Annotated in this window: 18 protein-coding genes; 16 read left to right on the forward strand and 2 right to left on the reverse strand. The window is 64.4% G+C overall.

The features are described 5' to 3' along the window. The first annotated feature begins 2 nt into the window (after window positions 1-2). The 13 genes from QYL91_RS10510 to QYL91_RS10570 all read left to right on the forward strand — a co-directional run bounded on the left by QYL91_RS10510 (window position 3) and on the right by QYL91_RS10570 (window position 14147). Entirely contained in the window at window positions 3-833 is an 831-nt protein-coding gene (locus QYL91_RS10510) for an NOP5/NOP56 family protein (protein WP_302080454.1), read from the forward strand. Next, window positions 830-1456 carry a fibrillarin-like rRNA/tRNA 2'-O-methyltransferase gene (locus QYL91_RS10515; protein WP_302080455.1) on the forward strand — a complete coding sequence of 209 codons (627 nt, stop codon included), beginning with the start codon at window positions 830-832 and terminating at the stop codon, window positions 1454-1456. The genes QYL91_RS10510 and QYL91_RS10515 overlap by 4 nt, the downstream gene beginning before the upstream one ends. A gap of 105 nt (window positions 1457-1561) precedes the next feature. Continuing rightward, window positions 1562-2260: a TMEM165/GDT1 family protein gene (locus tag QYL91_RS10520; RefSeq protein WP_302080456.1), complete on the forward strand. Its 699-nt coding sequence runs from the start codon at window positions 1562-1564 to the stop codon at window positions 2258-2260. Window positions 2261-2372: 112 nt separating this feature from the next. Continuing rightward, entirely contained in the window at window positions 2373-4586 is a 2214-nt protein-coding gene (locus QYL91_RS10525; protein WP_302080457.1) for a sensor histidine kinase, read from the forward strand. Window positions 4587-4655: 69 nt separating this feature from the next. Next, on the forward strand, window positions 4656-5567 hold the full coding sequence (locus QYL91_RS10530) for an HhH-GPD family protein (RefSeq protein WP_302080458.1): 912 nt from the start codon (window positions 4656-4658) through the stop codon (window positions 5565-5567). Between the two features lie 57 nt (window positions 5568-5624). Next, window positions 5625-6203 carry an NADPH-dependent FMN reductase gene (locus QYL91_RS10535; protein WP_302080459.1) on the forward strand — a complete coding sequence of 193 codons (579 nt, stop codon included), beginning with the start codon at window positions 5625-5627 and terminating at the stop codon, window positions 6201-6203. Between the two features lie 69 nt (window positions 6204-6272). Then, a complete protein-coding gene (locus tag QYL91_RS10540) occupies window positions 6273-6893 on the forward strand; it encodes a YIP1 family protein (RefSeq protein WP_302080460.1) in 621 nt (206 codons plus the stop codon). A gap of 60 nt (window positions 6894-6953) precedes the next feature. Next, on the forward strand, window positions 6954-7217 hold the full coding sequence (locus QYL91_RS10545; protein ID WP_302080461.1) for a hypothetical protein: 264 nt from the start codon (window positions 6954-6956) through the stop codon (window positions 7215-7217). Between the two features lie 61 nt (window positions 7218-7278). Beyond that, entirely contained in the window at window positions 7279-9417 is a 2139-nt protein-coding gene (locus QYL91_RS10550; RefSeq protein ID WP_302080462.1) for a DHH family phosphoesterase, read from the forward strand. Window positions 9418-9494: 77 nt separating this feature from the next. Further along, a complete protein-coding gene (gene proC / locus QYL91_RS10555; protein ID WP_302080463.1) occupies window positions 9495-10265 on the forward strand; it encodes a pyrroline-5-carboxylate reductase in 771 nt (256 codons plus the stop codon). After that, window positions 10258-11091, forward strand: a complete 834-nt coding sequence (gene proB, locus QYL91_RS10560; protein ID WP_302080464.1) for a glutamate 5-kinase — start codon at window positions 10258-10260, stop codon at window positions 11089-11091. The genes proC and proB overlap by 8 nt, the downstream gene beginning before the upstream one ends. Next, entirely contained in the window at window positions 11084-12415 is a 1332-nt protein-coding gene (locus QYL91_RS10565) for a glutamate-5-semialdehyde dehydrogenase (protein WP_302080465.1), read from the forward strand. Before proB ends, QYL91_RS10565 begins: the two co-directional genes overlap by 8 nt. A gap of 64 nt (window positions 12416-12479) precedes the next feature. Beyond that, the gene (locus QYL91_RS10570; RefSeq protein WP_302080466.1) at window positions 12480-14147 is read left to right on the forward strand and encodes a tRNA uridine(34) 5-carboxymethylaminomethyl modification radical SAM/GNAT enzyme Elp3; all 1668 of its coding nucleotides are present in this window, start codon (window positions 12480-12482) and stop codon (window positions 14145-14147) included. A 33-nt stretch (window positions 14148-14180) separates the two neighbouring features. Here the strand turns inward: QYL91_RS10570 and QYL91_RS10575 are convergent, their stop codons facing one another. Beyond that, window positions 14181-14423: a hypothetical protein gene (locus tag QYL91_RS10575; protein ID WP_302080467.1), complete on the reverse strand. Its 243-nt coding sequence runs from the start codon at window positions 14421-14423 to the stop codon at window positions 14181-14183. Between the two features lie 72 nt (window positions 14424-14495). Beyond that, a complete protein-coding gene (locus QYL91_RS10580; RefSeq protein ID WP_302080468.1) occupies window positions 14496-15047 on the reverse strand; it encodes a hypothetical protein in 552 nt (183 codons plus the stop codon). A 105-nt stretch (window positions 15048-15152) separates the two neighbouring features. Here QYL91_RS10580 and QYL91_RS10585 point away from each other — a divergent pair, with 105 nt between their 5' ends. From QYL91_RS10585 to QYL91_RS10595, 3 genes are read left to right on the forward strand one after another with little or no spacing between them, the layout of a single operon-like run. After that, window positions 15153-17834: an AAA domain-containing protein gene (locus QYL91_RS10585; RefSeq protein ID WP_302080469.1), complete on the forward strand. Its 2682-nt coding sequence runs from the start codon at window positions 15153-15155 to the stop codon at window positions 17832-17834. A 38-nt stretch (window positions 17835-17872) separates the two neighbouring features. After that, entirely contained in the window at window positions 17873-18709 is an 837-nt protein-coding gene (locus tag QYL91_RS10590; RefSeq protein WP_302080470.1) for a phosphatase PAP2 family protein, read from the forward strand. 54 nt (window positions 18710-18763) lie between these two features. Then, the gene (locus tag QYL91_RS10595) at window positions 18764-19981 is read left to right on the forward strand and encodes a lactate racemase domain-containing protein (protein WP_302080471.1); all 1218 of its coding nucleotides are present in this window, start codon (window positions 18764-18766) and stop codon (window positions 19979-19981) included. Window position 19982 lies beyond the last annotated feature (1 nt).

Genomic DNA, 19982 nt, shown 5'->3' on the forward strand with positions numbered 1-19982 from the left:
GTATGACCGAAGGCTGGTTCGCCGGTATCCCGGCCGGTGACGAGGAGGCGGCGGCGACGGCAATCCGGGAGGGGGCCGCGAGTGAGCCTGCCGACTGGCCAGGCGAGGCCGTTGACAGCGGGTTCGCGTCCGATACCGACGCCTACTACGAACGGCTCCAGGAAGCGACGGTGACCGCCGCACGAGCGGCCGTCCGCGAGGCGGAGTTGAGCGACGACCAGCAGTTGATTCACGCAGTCCGTGCGATGGACGACTGCGAGTCGACTGCCAACGAACTCGCCGAACGGGTCACCGAGTGGGCCGGGACACACTTCGAGGACGCCCAGGCCGGTATCGAGGGCGCCCGGAGCGTGGCCGACCGGGAACCGACGACTCCGCTCGAAGAACGCGTGGTCGACCTTGCGGGTCGGGTCAGGGAACTTGCAGACGAGACAGCCCAACTGCGCCGGTACGTCGAACAGACCACCCCAAGCGTCGCACCGAATCTCGCCGCGCTGGCCGGGCCAGTGCTGGCAGCGCGACTCGTCGCACTCGCCGGCGGCCTCGAGGACCTTGCCAAACAACCGAGCGGGACGGTGCAGGTACTCGGTGCCGAGGATGCGCTGTTTGCCCACCTCCAGGGTGGGGCACCCTCACCGAAACACGGCGTCATCTACACCCACGAGTACGTCCGCAACACCGCACCGGACAATCGTGGCTCCGCGGCGCGTGCCCTCGCCGGGAAGTTGACGATTGCGGCCCGAATCGACCATTACAGCGGCGACTTGCGACCGGAACTGGAGGCGGAGCTCCGGGACCGAATCGAGACTATCCGTGCTCGTGATACGCAATGACACTTCCAGACGGCGTCCAGCGACGCGGTATCGACGGCGAAACGGGCCTGGCGACGCGGGGCGACCCGGTCTATGGCGAGCCAACAGACGACGAGTGGCGGCGCTGGGACCCACACCGGTCGAAAGTCGGCGCGATGCTCGAACTCGGGATGGAGACTGGGCTAACCGGTGACGAAACGGTGCTGTATCTCGGGGCCGCGTCGGGGACGACCGTCAGTCACGTCGCCGACTTCGCCGGGCCGACCTACGCAGTGGAGTTTGCACCACGGCCGGTGCGTGACCTGCTGTCGGTAACCGAGACGCGTCCGAACCTCTTTCCGCTGCTCAAGGACGCCCGCGAGCCAGAGACCTACGCCCACGTCGTCGAGCCAGTCGATGTCCTGATTCAGGACGTTGCCACGCGCGGTCAGGCCCGCGTGGCCGCCCGGAACGAATCGTTCCTCCGCGACGACGGCCGACTGCTCATGGCGGTCAAGGCCCGCAGCGAGGACGTGACCGCAGACCCAGAACGGGTCTTCGAGATAGTCACGGACGAACTATCAGAGACGTACGAACTGCTCGAGACGACGCCGCTGGCGCCGTTCCACGACGACCACCTCGGAGTCGTCGCTCGGCCGAAGTGACGCGGTTCCGTGCCGCTCGCAAAACTGTTTGTCACCGTGGGGCTTATTAATTAGACGCGTCTAAAAAAGTCAAATGCGTCGTCTGTCTCGAAGGGTGGTCCGGTGATGGCCGGATTTCTAGAGATTATGCTCATCGCGGCCGGGGCACAACTTGCGGTGCTCCCCGGAGAAAAGGTTCAGTTTATCATCGCCGGTCTGTCGACACGGTACAATCCGTACGTGGTCGTCGCAGCCGCCGGGAGTGCCTTCGCTGGCTGGACCGCACTGGAGATTCTGTTCGGCAGCGCCGTCCAGAACGCCTTGCCGGCTGTCTACCTCGACGGTATCACTATCGTCCTGTTCCTGCTGTTTGGCGTGATGCTGTACCGGTCGGCACCGGCTGACGGGAACGTCCCCACGACGACTGACGGGGGATTCACCGAACTCGCCGACGGTGGTGAACTCTCCGTTTTCGGTGTCGACCTGCCGAAGCCGGTCGCTACCTTCGTGGGCATTTTCTCGATGATGGCTGTCGGTGAGTTCGGGGACAAGACTCAACTCATCACGATTAGTCTCGCGATTCAGTACGGCGCGTCGCCTGCAATCTGGGTCGGTGAGATGATCGCCATCGTGCCGGTGAGTCTGGCAAACGCGCTCTTTTTCCACCGGTTTGCCCACAAGTTCAACCTGCGGAAGGCCCACTTCGCCGGCGCGATAATCTTCGTGTTCTTCGCACTGGACACGCTGCTCGCGGTGACGACCGGCTTTTCGGTCTGGGGGACCGTCGTCGAGGGCGTCGCGGCGTTGCTTCTGGCAGCGGTCTGACCTCCGCCATTTTCGACTAAAAAGAACGTTCTGATTGACATGTATATGCCGTGTGACAATAACCCGGGGGATAACTTTTTATCCCCTAGTTTCTGCTATCTAGCAAACGAAGATGCAGCGCCCTGGGTCCCGTGATGAGTCGCCCGATATCGGATCAGAGTGGCCACTCGCCGACAGCACGCAGATTCGACTGCTCTACGTCGGTACTGACGAGGACGAACTCGGTGCCGTCGCGTCGTATGCCGCGCGAGAGTACGACGAACTCACGCTCGTCACGAACACCGACCCCACCGCCGCCGTCGAGACGGTCCAGGACTGGCCGTTCGACTGTGTGGTCGTCGAGAGCGACCAGCCAGAAGACGACTGGCTGACGCTGCTCAGGGAGAGCGCCACGCCGACAATCCTCTACACCAGCGCCCACTCGGCAGACATCGACGACGAAATTCTGGAGTCCGTCGAGACAGTGGTCGGTAAGGAATCTGAGGGAAGACGCTCGCTGTTCGCGAAGGTTCTCGGCATCGTCGGGGGCAGCCAACCAAAGCAAGCGACGGGGCGAGCCGGCAGTATCTGCTCGCTCGAAGCCGACAGACAACACCAGACTGGCTGTTTTCTCGTCAATCGCGACGGCCGCGTTCACTGGTCGAACGTCTCGCTTCGCGCGCTTTTCGGGACACAGACGCCGGGGCGAGACAGCCCGAAACCGACACACTTCTATCGCAGACTCGCGGCCATCTTCGAAGGCGGGCCGGAGACGGCACTCGATTTGACGACGCTGCTCGCCAGCAACAGAGTTCGCCACGGGAAAGTCATCCGGGCACCAGTCGGTGACCGGGTCGAGTATTTCGTCCACTCGAGTTACCCAGTCCTCGACGACGGTGACGTTCGCTTCGAGATACTCGAACCCGTCTCGTCACAGATCGAGAGTTACGACAGTGTCCAACTGTTCGAGGAACTGGCCGCTAATGCCGTCGACGGTCTGTTCGCCCTCGACGCCGACGGGTACATCGAGTACTGCAATCACTCCTACGCCGAGATGGCCGGGTACGACCGCGCCGAACTCCTCGGTGACCACGTCTCGAAGACGATGGCCGAAGGGGAACTCGAACGTGCCCAGCAGGTCCTCACAGATATTCTCAGCTCCGACCGCGAGAGCGGGACGATAGACATGACAATCGCGACTGGGGATGGCGACCACGTCGAGGTCTCCTATCACTTCAAGCCACGACAGACGGTCGACGGGGAGTACGGCGGTCTCATCGGTGTCGTCCGCGACATCACCGAGCGCAAGGCCCGAGAGCAGGAACTCGAACAGTACCGAACCCTTGTCGAGAGCGCGGGCGACCCGATGTACGTCTTCGACGAGAGCGGACACATCAAAGTCTGCAACGAGGCGATGGTCGAGTTCACCGGACTGTCACGGACGACTCTCAGAGGGCTCCATCTGGTCGAACTGCTCCCCAGAGAGAGCATCAAACAGGGCAACGAAGCGCTCGAACGCATCCTGACCGACCGGACTAACCGCTGGGAGTCGTTCGAGGTGTGGCTCACCGACAGCGACGGCTACGAGCGACTCTTCGAGGTGACCGTCGGTCCCATCCAGGAACACGGCGACGTCAGCGAGTGGGTCGCGACGCTTCGGGACGTCACTGACCGCCATCGCAAACAACAGCAAATCCAGCGCATCAAACAGGTGTTTGCCCGCTCGCTCCGCCACAACATCCGCAACAAGACTGCCGTCATCAACGGATTCGCGGCGGCAATCGAGGACAGCGTGTCCGGCGAGAACAAAGAATCTGTCGAGCGAATCCGGGCCGCGAGTGAGGCCCTTGCGACGACCAGCGAGAAGGTCAGTAACCTCGAGTGGATTGTCGGGGGCGACTTCGAACAGGTCGACCACGAACTCGCGACGCTGGTGTCGGACTCAATCAGGGCCGCTCGGGACACCGAACCCGCTGCTACTATCGAGACCGACTTGCCCGAGTGTGTCCGCGTCACGGGTATCCGTGACCTCGACTTTGCTTTCCGAAACCTCATCGAGAACGCGCTCGAACACGGCCACGACGGAACCCCACCGACGGTGACTGTCGAGGTGACCGAGGCCGACGACGAGTGGGTAACAGTCAGTGTCACGGACGACGGGCCGGGCATCCCGGACCACGAGGTCCGCGTCATCGAGCGCGGCGAGGAGACGGCGCTCGAACACGCAAGCGGGTTGGGGCTGTGGCTCGTCGACCAGGTCATCGAACAGTCCGGCGGGGACCTCCAGTTCGAGGTCGAAGACGGCACTCGCGCCTCCGTCAAGCTCCGGCGAGCCCACTCCGAGTGAACGACTGACGGCCACCGGGGACGGCAGGGACCGTCACCCACAAACGCGGCCACCGCCTACGGCAGGTCGATGTCCGAGGAGGCAGACGACCCGCTTGCCGACGTGCCCACAGACGACGTTCGCGAGGCGCTGATTTCGTGGTACGAGCAGGACCACCGCTCGTTTCCCTGGCGCGAGACGACAGAGCCCTACGAGATTCTCGTCTCGGAAGTGATGAGCCAGCAGACACAGCTCGGCCGGGTCGTCGATGCCTGGCGGGCCTTTCTCGACCGCTGGCCGACGGCTGCCGACCTCGCCGCCGCGGACCGCGCCGACGTGGTCGGGTTCTGGACCGACCACTCGCTGGGGTACAACAATCGTGCGAAGTACCTCCACGAGGCGGCCCAGCAGGTCCAGACGGAATTCGACGGACAGTTTCCCGACGACCCCGACGGCCTCTCGGAACTGATGGGCGTGGGTCCATACACCGCAAACGCCGTCGCCAGTTTCGCGTTCAACAACGGCGACGCTGTCGTCGACACGAACGTCAAACGCGTCCTCTATCGGGCCTTCGACGTACCCGACGACGATGCGGCCTTCGAGCGGGCGGCGACAGCACTCCTGCCACCGGGCGAGTCGCGGGTCTGGAACAACGCCATCATGGAACTCGGTGGGGTCGCCTGCGAACAGACTCCCAGCTGTGACGAGGCGGACTGTCCCTGGCGGGAGTGGTGTTCGGCGTACGCCTCCGGTGATTTCACTGCGCCGGACGTGCCGACCCAGCCAGAGTTCGAGGGGAGCCGACGACAGATGCGCGGCCGGGTCGTCTCGGTACTCAAAGAGTACGACGAGCTCCCGCTGGACAAACTCGGCCCACGCGTGCGCGTCGATTACGTTCCCGAGGGAGAATACGGTCGCGAGTGGCTTCGAGGGCTCCTCTCTGACCTTGAATCGGACGGGCTGGTGACCGTCGCTGATGGGAGTGCGAGCCTCCAGCGGTAACTCGTGGACGGAACCGCCGAGCACTGCATCTAAGGCTTTACCCGTCCACCTGTGAGTATGACACCACCAACAGTCGTCGCGCTCTGTGGCAGTCTCAGAGACGGCAGTTACACGCGTATCGCAGCACGACACGCACTCGCGGCCGCCGCAGACCGCGGCGCACAGACAGAACTGCTCGATTTGCGCGACTTTGACCTTCCACTGTTTGACCCCAATGACGAAGACGCCGGCGACGCCCCGGAGCTTCGGCGGCGCATTCGCAATGCTGACGCCATCGTCCTCGGGACGCCGATGTACCATGGCTCGTACAGCGCACCGCTGAAAAACGCCATCGACTACTGTGGCTTCGACGAGTTCGAGGACAAGACGGTCGGGCTGCTTGGCATCGCCGGTGGGAACTTCCCGCTCTCTGCGCTCGAACACCTGCGGACCGTCTGTCGCGCACTCGATGCGTGGGTCCTGCCCTATCAGGCCGCAGTGCCCCGCGCGAGCGGGAAATTCGAGGATGGCGCGTTCACCGACCAGGGCCACGCCGACCGCGTCGCAGTGCTCGGCGAACGCGCCACCGAGTACGCGGACATCAGTCCGGACCCGGCGTGCTTCCAGAGCGAGGAAAACGTCGGCGCTGACGACTGAGCCCGCCGGTGGGGCGACAACTGGGCCGATTGCACAACGGTAAAGCCGGCCGGTCCCTAACTATCGGCTGTGACTCAGTGGGTCGAGAATCCGGAACTGGGCCGCGAGCGCGGCCCCATCGCGCTTGCACGCGCGTGGGTCGAGATACTGCTGCGCCCAAGTTCGTTTTTCAGGGCGAAGATTGCGCCCGGTGACCAGGCGCCGGGGCTGACCTTCGCCGCGACTGTCGTTTTCTTCGCCGAAGCGATACGACTGGCGACGACGGCAGACGCCTATCCGGTCGTCGCCGACCAGCCCGCGGCGTCGGCGATTCTGTGGCTGCTGGTCGTGATGGTCCTGGTCACTCCCGCGGGTATCCACCTGACTGCGGCACTGCAGACCGTGATTTTGATCGGCGGCGCCGGCGACAGAGCAGGGGTCAGCAAGACGGTCCAGGTCATCTGTTACTCGCTTGCCCCACTCGCGTTTCTGGGCGTCCCCAGCGTCTGGGTGAAGGCGGCCGTCGTCCTGTGGGCTGGCGCCCTGTTCGTCTACGGAATCGCGACCGTCCACAACGTCTGGCTGCCGAAAGCGGTGGGGCTGGCCGCGCTCCCGGCTATCCTCCTTGTCGGCTACGGCTTTGGCGGGAACGCACACGTCCTCGCGGCCGGCGAACGACTCCTCGAAGCCATCGAGCAGGCGATTGGGTAATTCCGGCGCGACGACGGCGCGAGGGGTGACTTTTTGAAGCCACCACACCGAGGGTCTGCTATGCTGACCTTCGACTTCAAGCAGTTCATGTTCGAACTCAAAGAGGGCGCAATCAAACACGTCGGGGCATCCAACAACGCCGCGACGGTGAAACTCTACGACATCGATTCTATCGACGTCCGGGAGTTCGGCGACGAACGCGTCAAAGTCGCCTTCGAGGACGCCGAGGACAACGAGGTCGAGGTGGCACTGGACCCACCAGAAGCGCGGGAGGTCGCGCGTGGAATCGAGATGCTCGAAGAGGAAAGCGACCTCTTCGAGTGAGTGGCGCACGGACGGGCGCGTTTCGACAACCGTTTTAGGGCGGAACCGCTTTCACCTGCCAATGGGTTCGTGTATCATCTGCGGTACGTCTGTTGACGGCCGTATCTGTGACCTTCACCAGGAAGACGTTGTGTTCGAGTTTCGGGGCCGCCGGCCCGACGAATTGACGCCCGGTCGCTACTACCGAGGTTCAGTCGACGGGTTCGCCGAGTTCGGTGTCTTCATCGACATCGGGGACAGCGTGACCGGTCTGCTCCACAAGAGCGAACTGGACCAGCGCCTCGACAGCCTCGACTGGGACTCGGGTGAAACCGTGTTCGTCCAGGTCAAGAGCGTCCGAGACAACGGGAACATCGACCTCGGCTGGTCGATCCGCCAGGGCGAATCGGAGTTCCGCGGCACGCTCGTCGATGACCCGGACAACGACGGCGCCATCCTGAAAGAGGACGCGGACGAGACAGACGAAAGCGACAGTACGGACGAATCGAGCGACAGCAGTGTCGGCCAACCGGAGCCACGCGAGACGGAACCCGACACCGACGACGAGCAAGCAGCGAGTGCAGAGACGGAAGCGAGAGACGAAACCGAAGAGAGCGACGAGACGGCGGACGCCGAAGAAGCGCCTGAGACCGAGCAGTCCACGGAGACGGACGCGCAAGCGGGTCAGACACAGGCGGAAGCCGTCGAAGCGACCATCAGCGAACTCGGCGACAAGGTCGGCAGTCTCGTCCGCATCGAGGGCGAAATCGCCGACGCGCGCCAGACGAGCGGGCCGACGGTGTTCGAACTGCGCGACGAGACCGGCACCGTCGACTGTGCCGCCTTCGAGGAGGCGGGCGTTCGCGCCTACCCGGAAGTCGACGAAGGCGACGTCGTCCGCATCGAGGGCGAAGTCGAAAAGCGACGCGGCGAACTCCAGGTCGAGACGGAAGCGCTGGTCGTCCTCGAAGACGAGGAGCGCGATGCTGTCACCCAGCGGATGGAAGACGCCATGCTCCAGCGGGCCCGACCGGACGCGCTGGCGCCGCTCGCGGAAGACCCCGCCGTTGAATCGGTCACCGATTCGCTGCTCGACGCCGCGACGGCGATTCGCCGCGCCGTGCTCGAAAGTCGACCAATCGTCGTCCGACACAGCGCGACGGCCGACGGCTACGTCGCCGGTGTCGCAATCGAGCGGGCGACGCTCCCGCTGATTCGCGAGGAACACCAGAGCAGCGACGCCGAGTACCACTACTTCGACCGGCGACCCCTCGAAGAGTCCGTCTACGACATGGACGACGCGACGGGCGACGTGACCCAGATGCTCTCGAACCGGGAGCGTCACGGCGAGAAGTACCCGCTGTTCGTCTTCGTCGCCGCTGCCGGCACCGCCGAGTCGCTGGACGGGCTGGAACTGCTCGACGTGTACGGCGCCCGCCGCGTCGTCGTCGACGAGCGAGCAATCGACGACGAGATTGTCGAGGAAGTCGACACGCTGGTCGCACCGTCCCAGGAGGGTGCACCGGAGACGACGGCGACGGCACTCGCCGCGACCATCGCCAGTGGCGTCAACAGCGACGTCCAGCAGGACCTCGAACACCTTCCGGCGGTCAGTTTCTGGGAGGACGCCCCCGAGGCCTACGTCGACCTCGCGACCGACGCGGGCTACGATACCGAGACCATCTCGGACATCCGGGAGGCCATCGCACTGGAGGCATATTACCAGTCCTACGAGGACAAGCGCGAACTCATCATCGACCTCCTCTTTGCCGAACAGACCGAGGACGTGACCGGGCTGGCCGGGCACGTCAGCGAGCAGTTCCGGACGAAGATGGACACCGAAGTCGAGACCGCAGAGGAGAACCTCGAGGAGCAAACCGTCGACGGCGAGTCGATTCTCGTCCTCGACACGGAGGCGTACACCCACCGCTACGAGTTCCCGCCGACGGAACTTCTCCTGGACGAACTCTTCCGGCGACACCGCGAGGACGCGGTCGCGCTGGTTGGGTTCGACACCGACGAAGCCTACGTCCGGAGTGACGCTGACATCGACGTGCGCGCCGTCGTCGACCAGGCGAGCGAGGAGGCGTCCGAAGCCGGCCTCGACGCTCGCGGCGCACGCGAGGGACGCATCGAGTTCCTCGCTGGCGAGCGCGACGCCGTTCAAGACGCAGTGCTCGCGGCGCTGGCTGTCGAACTCTCGACGGCACCGGCTGCCTGAGCCTGCTCGTTGTCGGCATCGACGCTGACCGACAATCAAAGGCCGTATATTCTCGCTTTGGTTTATCCACGACAAGAATGACTACTATCAGCGTCATCGGCTGCGGTAACATGGGTAGTGCCCTCGTCAAGGGGCTCTCACGGACCGGCAAGTACGACATCATCGCGTGTGATCTCGATCCGGACGCGCTCGACGGCGTCGAGGCCGACGCGACGACAACGACCACGGACGCGACGGAGGCAGCGACGGCGGACGTCGTCTTCGTCGCGGTCAAACCGGAATACGTCGGTGACGCACTCGACTCGTTCGAACTCACACCGGACCAGACGCTGGTCACGATTGCCGCTGGCATCACGACAGAGTTCGTCGAGGAACGGACCGACGCGACGGTCGTTCGCATCATGCCGAACCTGGCTGCCGAGACGGGCGATATGGCCGCGGCTGTCACGTGGGACGAGGTCGACGAGGACGTCCGCGAGATACTCACGGACCTTGGCGAATTCGTCGAAATCGACGAGGACCTGATGGACGCGGCCACCGCACTGAACGGTAGCAGCCCGGCGTTCGTCTTCTATCTTCTACAGGCGATGAAGGAGGGCGCGGTCGACGAAGGACTGTCTCCCGACAAGGCCGAGACGCTTGCAGCCCAGACGTTCAAGGGTGCTGCCGAGACCGTCCTCAACTCCGAGAAGACCGCTGACGAACTCATCGACGCGGTCTGTTCGCCAAACGGGACGACAATCGAGGGCATGAAAGTACTGCGGAACAGCGAGGTCGACACGACGGTCGCCGAGGCACTGGCAGCGGCGGCTGAACGCTCGGAGGAACTTGCACAGGACAATGAGTGACGCAGCCGAAGCCGACGTGGTCGAGCAGACCCGACAGCTCGCGGCCGGCGCAGAGCGGGTCGTCGTCAAGGCCGGGACCAACTCGCTGACCGACGAGGAGTCGAACCTCGACGACGAGAAGGTCGACAAGCTAGTCGACGACGTCGTCTCCTTGCTCGACCGCGGGAAAGAGGTCATACTCGTCTCCTCGGGTGCAGTCGGGGCCGGGAAAGGCAGAATCGACTACGGAAGCGATACCGTCGAAAAGTCCCAGGCGCTGTCGACGATCGGGCAGAGTCACCTCATGCGGCGATACACCGAGAGCTTCGAGCGCTACGACCGGAAAATCGCCCAGGCGCTGGTCACCCAACACGACCTCGAGAACCCCGAGCGGTTCACGAACTTCAAGAACACAATCGAGACACTCCTCGAGTGGGATGTCGTCCCGATCATCAACGAAAACGACGCTATCGCGACCGAGGAGATCCGAATCGGGGACAACGACATGCTGTCGGCGTCGGTCGCTATCGGCGTCGACGCCGATCTGCTGGTCACTCTGACCGACGTCGGCGGCGTCTACACGGCAAATCCCAAACACGACGACTCGGCACGTCTCATCGAGGCCGTCGGCCGCAACTACGACGAGATCGAGGAGATAGTCGACGGGAGTTCGACAGAGGAGTTTGGCGGTATCCAGACGAAAGTCCGCGGCGCCCGTGATGCCAGCGAGCACGGCATCCCGGCGGTTATCGCGAAGTCGACGGAGCCCGACGTGCTGGAAAAAATCGCTACTGCCAAACCTGTCGGGACGCTATTTGTCCCCGTGAACGGAGTCATCGATGACTGAAACAGACACGAAAACGAAAGTCGCGGAGGCAGAGTCTGCGGCGCTGGAACTGGCGACACTCGCCGACGAAAAGCGAAGCGCGGCGCTGCACGATATTGCCGATGCCATCGACGCCAACCGGGAGACGATTCTGGACGCAAACGAGAAAGACGTCGCCGAAGCCGAGGAGATGCTGGCAAACGGCGAGTACAGTCAGGCACTCGTCGACCGGCTCAAGCTCTCGGACTCGAAACTCGATAGCATCATCGAGATGGTGCGCAGCGTCGCCGGGCAGGACGACCCGCTCGAGAAGACGCTGTCGGCACGGGAACTCGACGACGGGCTGGAACTGTACAAAGTGAGCGTCCCAATCGGCGTCATCGGGACCGTCTTCGAGTCTCGCCCGGACGCGCTGGTCCAGATTGCCGCACTCTCGATGAAATCGGGCAATGCGGTCATCCTGAAAGGCGGCAGTGAGGCGAGTTACTCGAATCGCGCGCTGTTCGACGTCATCCGCGAGGCGACGGCCGACAAACCGGACGGGTGGGCACAGCTCATCGAGGCCCGCGAGGACGTCGATACGCTCCTGGAGATGGACGATTCGGTCGACCTGCTGATGCCCCGTGGCAGTTCGGAGTTCGTCCGGTACATCCAGGACAACACGAGCATCCCCGTCCTCGGCCACACGGAAGGTATCTGCCACGTTTACGTCGACAGCGAGGCGGACCTCTCGATGGCCGAAGACATCGCCTACGACGCGAAAGTCCAGTATCCTGCGGTCTGTAACGCCGTGGAGACACTGCTGGTCCACGAGGACGTCGCCGAGGAGTTCCTGCCGGCCGTCACGGCGCGCTACGATGAGGCAGATGTCGAACTCCGCGGCGACGAGCGTGCGCGCGACATCGTCGACATGAAGGAGGCGAGTGAGGCGGACTGGTCGACCGAGTACGGCGACCTCATCCTGTCGGTGAAAGTCGTCGACTCGCTGACGGACGCCACCAGCCACATCACCGCCTACGGGTCGAAACACACCGAGTCAATCGTGACCACCGACGCGGACCGTGCCAGCCGATTCATGCGCGGGCTCGACTCGGCGAGCGTGTTCCACAACGCGTCGACCCGATTCAGCGACGGCTACCGGTACGGCCTCGGTGCCGAAGTCGGCATCAGCACTGGGAAGACCCACGCCCGCGGTCCGGTCGGGCTGGAGGGGCTGACCACCTACAAGTACTACCTCGAAGGGAGCGGTCAGCTCGTCGGGACGTACGCCGGCGAGGACGCGGTCCCGTTCACCCACGAAGACTTCGAGGGCGAGTGGACTCCCGGCCATCTCTCGGGGGAGTAACCCGCCTCACCCAAGCGACAGCCTTAATCGGTCAAAGCGGGGATATAGACCAACACGCCGAGCAATGAGTACGGACACGAAACGCGAGTCGAGCACGTTCGAACAGGTCTGTCAGGAGCTGGTCGAACGGATTCTCGACGGCGATGTCGACCGGGACAACCTCGAAGCCGCAAAGAAAGACGTCTGTGGCACCTATTCTGCGTCGAAAGTCCCGAAAAACTCTGACTTGCTCGATTTCGCCCCCGACGAACACCGCGACGACTTGGAGGAGGTGCTGCGGCGCAAGCCCGTCCGGACCGCGTCGGGCGTCTCGCCGATTGCGATTATGACCTCGCCCGAGCGGTGTCCACACGGGAAGTGTCTGTACTGTCCCGGCGGCCCCGATTCTGACTTTTCGAGTTCACAGAGCTACACCGGCCACGAGCCGGCGGCCGCCCGGGGGAAGCAAAACGACTACGACCCATACGGACAGGTGACACTCCGGCTGGAGCAACTGCGCGAGATTGGCCACCCCATCGACAAAGCGGAACTCATCCTGATGGGTGGCACGATGACCGCCCGCAGTCACGACTACCAGGAGTGGTTCGTCAAGCGGGCACTGCAAGCGATGAACGACTACGACGTGAACAAGGAACCGGAACCCGCGCAGGGCGAGAGTTTCGCCCAGGACCCCGAAGAGTACGACTTTCGCTACGTCGAGGACGTCATCGCGGAAAACGAGACCGCAGACGTGCGCAACGTCGCCACGACCTTCGAGACCAAACCCGACTGGTGTGACCCCGAACAGATAGACCGGATGCTCGCACTCGGCGGGACAAAAGTCGAGGTTGGTGTCCAGACCACCTACGAGCGCATCAACCGCGAGATGCACCGCGGACACGGGGTCCAGGAGTCAATCGACGCCAACCGCCGCCTGCGCGACGCGGGGTTCAAGGTCGGTTTCCACATGATGCCCGGCCAGCCCGGCATGTCACAGGAGATGTGTCTGGAGGATTTCCGCCGCATCTTCGAGCGCCCGGAGTGGCGCCCGGATTTCCTGAAGATCTACCCGACGCTGGTCGTCGAGGGAACGGCGGTCTACGACTGGTGGCACACCGACGAGTTCGAGCCGCTCGGCAACGAGGAAGCCGCGGAACTCGTCGCGGAAATCAAATCCATCATCCCCGAGTACACCCGCCTCCAGCGCGTCCAGCGGGACATCCCCGCGGACTTCATCGAGGGCGGCGTCTGGAAGTCGAACCTCCGACAACTCGCCCGCAAGCGGATGGACGAACACGGCTGGACCTGTGACTGCATCCGCTGTCGCGAGGTGGGCCACAACGACGAGACGCCGGAAACTGTCACCCTCGACGTGACCGAGTACGAGGTGTCCGGCGGGACGGAATATTTCATCAGTTTCGAGGACCGCGAGAAGGACTTGCTCGTGGGCTTTTGCCGGCTTCGCTTCCCCAACGACCCTGTTCGGCACGAACTGGACGGGGCGGCTATCGTCCGGGAACTGCACGTCTACGGGAGCCAGGTCGGTGTCGGGAACAGCGAGGCTGCAAGCGCCGGTGTCGAACAGCGACAACACCAGGGCTATGGTCGCCAGTTGCTGGCCGAGGCCGAACGACTGGCGACAGAGGCCGGATTCGAGAAACTGGCCGTCCTCAGCGGTATCGGCGTCCGCCAGTACTACCGCGAGAAACTCGGCTACAAGCAGGACGGGCCGTACGTCTCGAAACGTCTCTGAATCCGCCGAAGACGGTTCTCGTCTTACTTACAGTCACCAGTCGGGACCATCGTCGACACCCTCGCTGTCGGCGAGTTCCTCCCGGTCGGGAAACGCAATCCACACGAGGACGACGCCGACGAGTCCACCGGCGACACTGGCTCCGACAAACGCGACGGGGCCAGCGTCGGCCTGTAACGTGATGAGGCCCGCCGAGAGTGCCACCAGCAGGACAAATCCCAGTTTGAGCTTCGCTGCGAAACTGTTCCGTTCTTCGTCGGAGACGGGGCCGACCATCAGCGGTCACCTGCTGTCCGGCGGGGGCGCTCGGCGGTGGCGTTGCCGGCGACTGGCGGGAGCGGCACCATCTCAGTAGAACCCTCGGTCGACATCCTCGTCGACGACGTCTTCGAACTCGCTGTCGAGCAACTCCTCGGCCTCCTCGAAGGTGTCGGTCAACTCGCCCATCTGGTCGGGCCGGTCGTAGTCGTCGAACTCCATCGGGCCGTACGCAGGACTGTCGAGTGCGTCCATGATGTCGTCGAACAGCGCTTCCGGTGAGGTCGGCGCGTCGGCGTGGGTTTCGACGACGGTCTGGAGGTTCTTGACTTTCGACTCGGCTTCGTCTTCGTCTTCGGCGGGTTGCTGGACGCCGAACAGCCCCGTCGCGTCGTCTTTCTCCGGGAAGAGTGGGTTGAGTTCGTCGTCGAGCGAGCGGGCAATCCGTGCGCCGACCCCCTGCACCTCGTAGGGGTTTTTCGCGTACGTCTTCAGCTGAAAGACGCCGACACCGGGGTGGCCGACGTAGAGGTCTTCGCCGATGCCGTTCGCGCGGTCGCCACCGACACCGCGCCAGCCGTCGGGGTCTGCGTTGCTCTCGACTACATCCTCCATGATATCGTCCCAGTCGCGAACACGCATCGTTACCACTCGAAAGGAGTTCTGTGGGAAAATAGGCATCGAAACGCGCGACCCACTCTCATACCGACCAGAAGCGTTAATCCGGGGCCACCCGTGCCCTGTTCCGTGAACGTTCGCGGCGTCGTCACCGAAGTCCCAGAGCCCAAAACCGTCAGCACGCAGTACGGCGAGCGCGACCTCGTCGAGATTTCGGTCCGGCCTGACCGGGGCCGCGCCGAGGCGACGACAGTGACGCTGTGGGGCAAGTGGACCGAGACGGCCGACTACCTCGACGTGGGGATGGAACTGGCCGTCTACGATGCAGACGAACGCGAGTATCGCGGCGAGACGCAGTACACGACCGGCGAGGAGACGATGGTCGTCGTCGAACCGGACTTTCTGGTCGACGTGACCGACGTGCGCCAGTGGGTGCAGTGTCCTCGGATGTACTACCTGAACAAGATTGGCGGGACACCCTTGGCGGAACCGGTCGTCAAAGGGACCATCGTCCACGAGGTGTTCGGCGACCTCTTGCGGGGCCGTGACCTTGACCAGGCAGTCGACGCCCGCATCGAGGAGGCTGGGCTGGACCTCGGTTTGCTCGGTGCCGACCGGGACTCGATGGCCGAGACGGTACGCCAGCACGCGAGTGCCATCCAGGGGTGGCTCAACCAGGGGACTCTGACGGGCGGCGACGACTGGCGCTCCGAGCAGACGCTCGTCAGCGAGCGCTACGGGCTGAAGGGGCGAGCCGACGCTGTCCGGCGTGGGATGCCGGTCGAACTCAAGACGGGCAAGAACACCCGTCGGGACCCCCGATTCCACGACAAGGTGCAGGCGGCCTGCTACGCGCTCATCCTCGGCGAGCGTCGGGGCGAACACCCCGATACCGGGACCTTGCTGTACACGAAAAACGCCGCCGTCGAGCGGACCGAAGAGAGCGGTGACCTCTCGCCGGCAAAGGAGTTTTCCATCGGGTCGGGACTGCTGGAGTTCGTCCTCAGGGAGCGAAACGCCGTGGCGGCGATGGAACACGACAGCAGCGTGCCGACGGGGTACGAGGCCGACGCCAAGTGCGAATACTGCTTCGAACAGGACACCTGCATGGCGATTTCCGGCCGACTCGACCAGGAATCGAAGGCCGGCCAGGTCGGGACCGCGATGCCCAAGGAGGAGCGCGCATACTTCGACCAGTTCTACCGTGCAATTGAGATGGAGCGGCGTGCCGTCCACCGTGAGTACGCCAAACTCTGGGAACAGTCACCCGAGGAACGCGCAAACGCCGACCGGGCGCTGGTGGACCTCGAACCCGCTGGCCGGCGGGAACTCGACGGTGGCCGGTGGGAACTGCGCGCGACGGGGACCGGTGCTGTCTCGAAGATTCGGGAGGGCGACCTGGTGCTCGCGAGCGACGGCGACCCGGTCGGCGGTGACGCGGAACTGGCACGCGTCGAGCGAATCGCCGACGAAATCGTCGTCAGCGTGGACGAACCGTTCGACCTCCGCCGACTCGACGTGTACCCTTCCGAAATCGGGGCCGACCGGATGTTGACAGCGCTGCACGACGCACTGCTCACCCAGTCGGCCGAACGCAAGGACGTCCTCTTTGGCCGGCGCGACCCCGAATTCCGGGACGTTTCGGAGACGTTCGTCGACAACAACGCGGCCCAGAACGAAGCCGTGCAGTTGGCCGTCGGTGCCGAGGACGTGGCGCTGGTCCACGGCCCGCCCGGCACTGGGAAGACCTACACGCTGGCCCAAATCGTCCGGGCGCTCGTCGAGCGGGGCGACCGCGTGCTCCTCTCAGCATTTACCAACCGCGCCGTCGACAACGCCATCGAGGCACTGGAAGATCAGGGCTTTACCGACATCGTCCGCGTCGGCACGGAGAGTGGCGTCCGCGAGGACATGCAGTCCTACCGGCTCCAGACCGCGGGTGACCCCGGTGAGTGTGTCCGCGAACTGCGGGAGGCGAGCGTCGTCGCGGCGACGACGGCCTCCTGTGGCTCGCGCGTGATGCGCGACCAGCAGTTCGACGCTGCCGTCGTCGACGAGGCCGGACAGCTCACCGAACCGGGGACGCTCGCCGCAACGGCGCTGGCCGACCGCTCGGTGCTGGTCGGCGACCACCACCAGCTCCCGCCGGTCGTGCAAGCCGAAGACGAGATTGCCGGCGACGAGCGCTGTGCTGACCTCGGCGAGAGCCTGTTCCAGCGACTCATCGAGCGCTATCCAGCGGCCAGCGTCATGCTCGACAAGCAGTACCGGATGGCCCAGCACATCCAGGCGTTTGCCTCTCGGGAGTTCTACGACGGCCAACTCCGGCCCGCAAACGGCGAGGTGGCCGGACAGCACGTCCGCGATTTGGCGGGCGTCGACGTGAACGCACTTCCCGACCATCTCCAGGACAGAGTCGCGTTCGTCGACCCCGACGGCGCGACAGTCGGGAACACGAACCCGACGGAGGCGACGGCGGTGGCCGAAACCGTCCAGTCGTATCTCGACGCCGGCGTCTCGCTGTCGGACATCGGCGTCATCGCGCCCTACCGGGCGCAGGTGGCCGAAATCAACAAGCACGTCCCCGACGGCTTGGCAGTCGACACCGTCGACCGGTTCCAGGGCTCTAGCAAGGAGGTCATCGTCATCTCCTTTGTCGCGACGGGTGACCTCGACAGCCCCATCTTCGAGGACTACCGGCGTGTGAACGTCGCGCTCACGCGGGCGAAGAAGGCGCTCGTGCTGGTCGGTGACGCGGCCGCGCTGGAGACCGACGATACCTACGGCCGGATGGTCGAGTGGGCGCAGTGACCAACACGGATTAGTAGGTCGACACGAAATCCAGTCCCGTGTACCGGTTCCAGGCCGTGAGCGAGGTAATTCGTGAAGGGGTTCCGCCAGCCCTCACCGACCTGTTTGTCCTGATTACGGAACTTGGCGGGCTCCCCTTCCTGCTCGTTGCACTCTCGGTACTGTACTGGGTCGACGACCGGCCGTCGACGGCGACGGTCATCAGCTACACGCTGGTCGCGCTGGTCGCGACGCTGGCGCTCAAGCAACTGTTCATGTTCCCCCGGCCGCCAGTGAGCGTCCAGGCCGTCGCCGAACAGCCCGAGACCTCTGGCTTTCCCAGCGGCCACGCCATCTCCGCGACAGTCGTCTACGGCGGCCTCGTGCTCGCACGCGAGCGCCTGCGGGACGCCCGGTTCGTCGGGGGTGCTGTGGCTGTCATCGGACTCGTGGGCCTCTCTCGAATCGTCATCGGCGTCCACTATCTCGGTGACGTGCTGGCTGGCTACGCGGTCGGTGGCGCCATCCTCGCTGGCCTGTGGCTCACCGTCGGCAAGCGTCCGGCGTACGCCTGTCTCGTCGCGACAGTGGCCGCGGCGCTGACGTTCCCGCTGACTGCTGGCAGTGGCTACGCACTCATTGGCCTCGGCGGGAGCATCGGTGCCACGGCGACGTTCTGGACGAGTGATACTGCCCGACTCCCTCACCCGGAAACCATCGGCCAGACGGCGGTGCTCGTCATCGCCGGCCTCGCCTTCGCTGGCGGGATGTTCTGGCTTGCGGAGACAGTACCCTTTGCACCTGCTGCCGTTCTCGCCAGTGCCGTCCTTGTCGCGGGAATCCTGCTGTTTCCGCGACTGCTGGAGACTGCCCCGTTCGAAGCCCTAGCTGTGTGACGCTCGGTCGTCGACACACGCGCCGTTTTTGTCGTTTGGCGCAGTGCTCTCCGTATGGACCTTCCACTCGGCTCCGACACTGTGGCAGTCGATTTCCCGGACTGTGCGGTAACCGTTGCGACGCCGGCCGGTGGCGATGCCGTCGACGTTCGCGAGGCCGCCGGCGCGGCAGTCTCGAACCCACACGGGCCACCGCTCTCGGCGCGAGTCGACCCCGGCGACGCCGTCGCTATCGTCGTGACAGACGTCACTCGTGCGACGCCAGACGATGTCCTGCTGGACGTACTCCTTGAGCAACTCCAGCAGGCCGGCGTCGCCCGCGAACAGGTGTCGGTAATTCTGGGTCTCGGCCTCCATCGGCCGATGACCGACGCAGAAATTGAGGACGCACTCGGGGAGCATGCGGACCTCGCAGCGAATCACGACTCCGACGTGACGGTCGAGGCCGGAACTGTCGACGGCTGTGCTATCGAACTCAACGAGACCGTCGCGGCCGCCGACACTGTCCTGGCGACGGGGATGGTCGAACCCCACCAGTACGCTGGCTTTTCCGGCGGCGCCAAGACCGTCGTCATCGGCGCTGGCGGCGAGTCACAGATTCGCTACTCCCACGGCCCGGAGATGCTCGGCCGCGACGGTGTCCGACTTGGCCGCATCGAGGACAACCCCTTCCGCGAGTTCGTCGACGAGGCCGGCGATATTGTGGGCCTGGACTTTTCGCTGAACGTCACCCACGGGCCGGCGGGCATCATGGACGCGAGTGCGGGCGACCCGCGAGCGGTTGTCGCGGACCTCGCCGGGACCGCCAGAGACGCCCTCTCCGTCCAGGTGACTGAGGAGTACGACGCCGTCGTCGCGGGCGTCGGCGCGCCGAAAGACGCCAACCTCTACCAGGCGACGCGGGCGGCGACGTACGTTGCCCTCGGCGCGAACAACCCACTCCGAGCGGGTGGCAGAATGGTCGTTCCTGCGAAACTACCCGAAGGCGCTGGCGAAGGTACTGGCGAACAGCGCTTCTACGAGTGGCTCTCGGAGGCTGATTCGGCGGCCGCCCTGTACGACGAGATGGCACAGGGGTACGAGCCGGGCGCCCAGCGGGCCTTCGTCGTGGCTCGGGTGCTCCGCGAGCACGACGTGTGGGTCACCAACAGCGACAGTGCCGAGATAGTCGAGGACTGCCTGATGTACGCCGCAAACACAGTCGAAGATGCAGTCGAACCCGGCAGCGACGTGCTGGTCGTCCCGGACGCGCTGAATACGCTGCTCGTGTAGG

Source organism: Salinibaculum rarum (assembly GCF_030505615.1).
Taxonomy (GTDB): domain Archaea; phylum Halobacteriota; class Halobacteria; order Halobacteriales; family Haloarculaceae; genus Salinibaculum; species Salinibaculum rarum.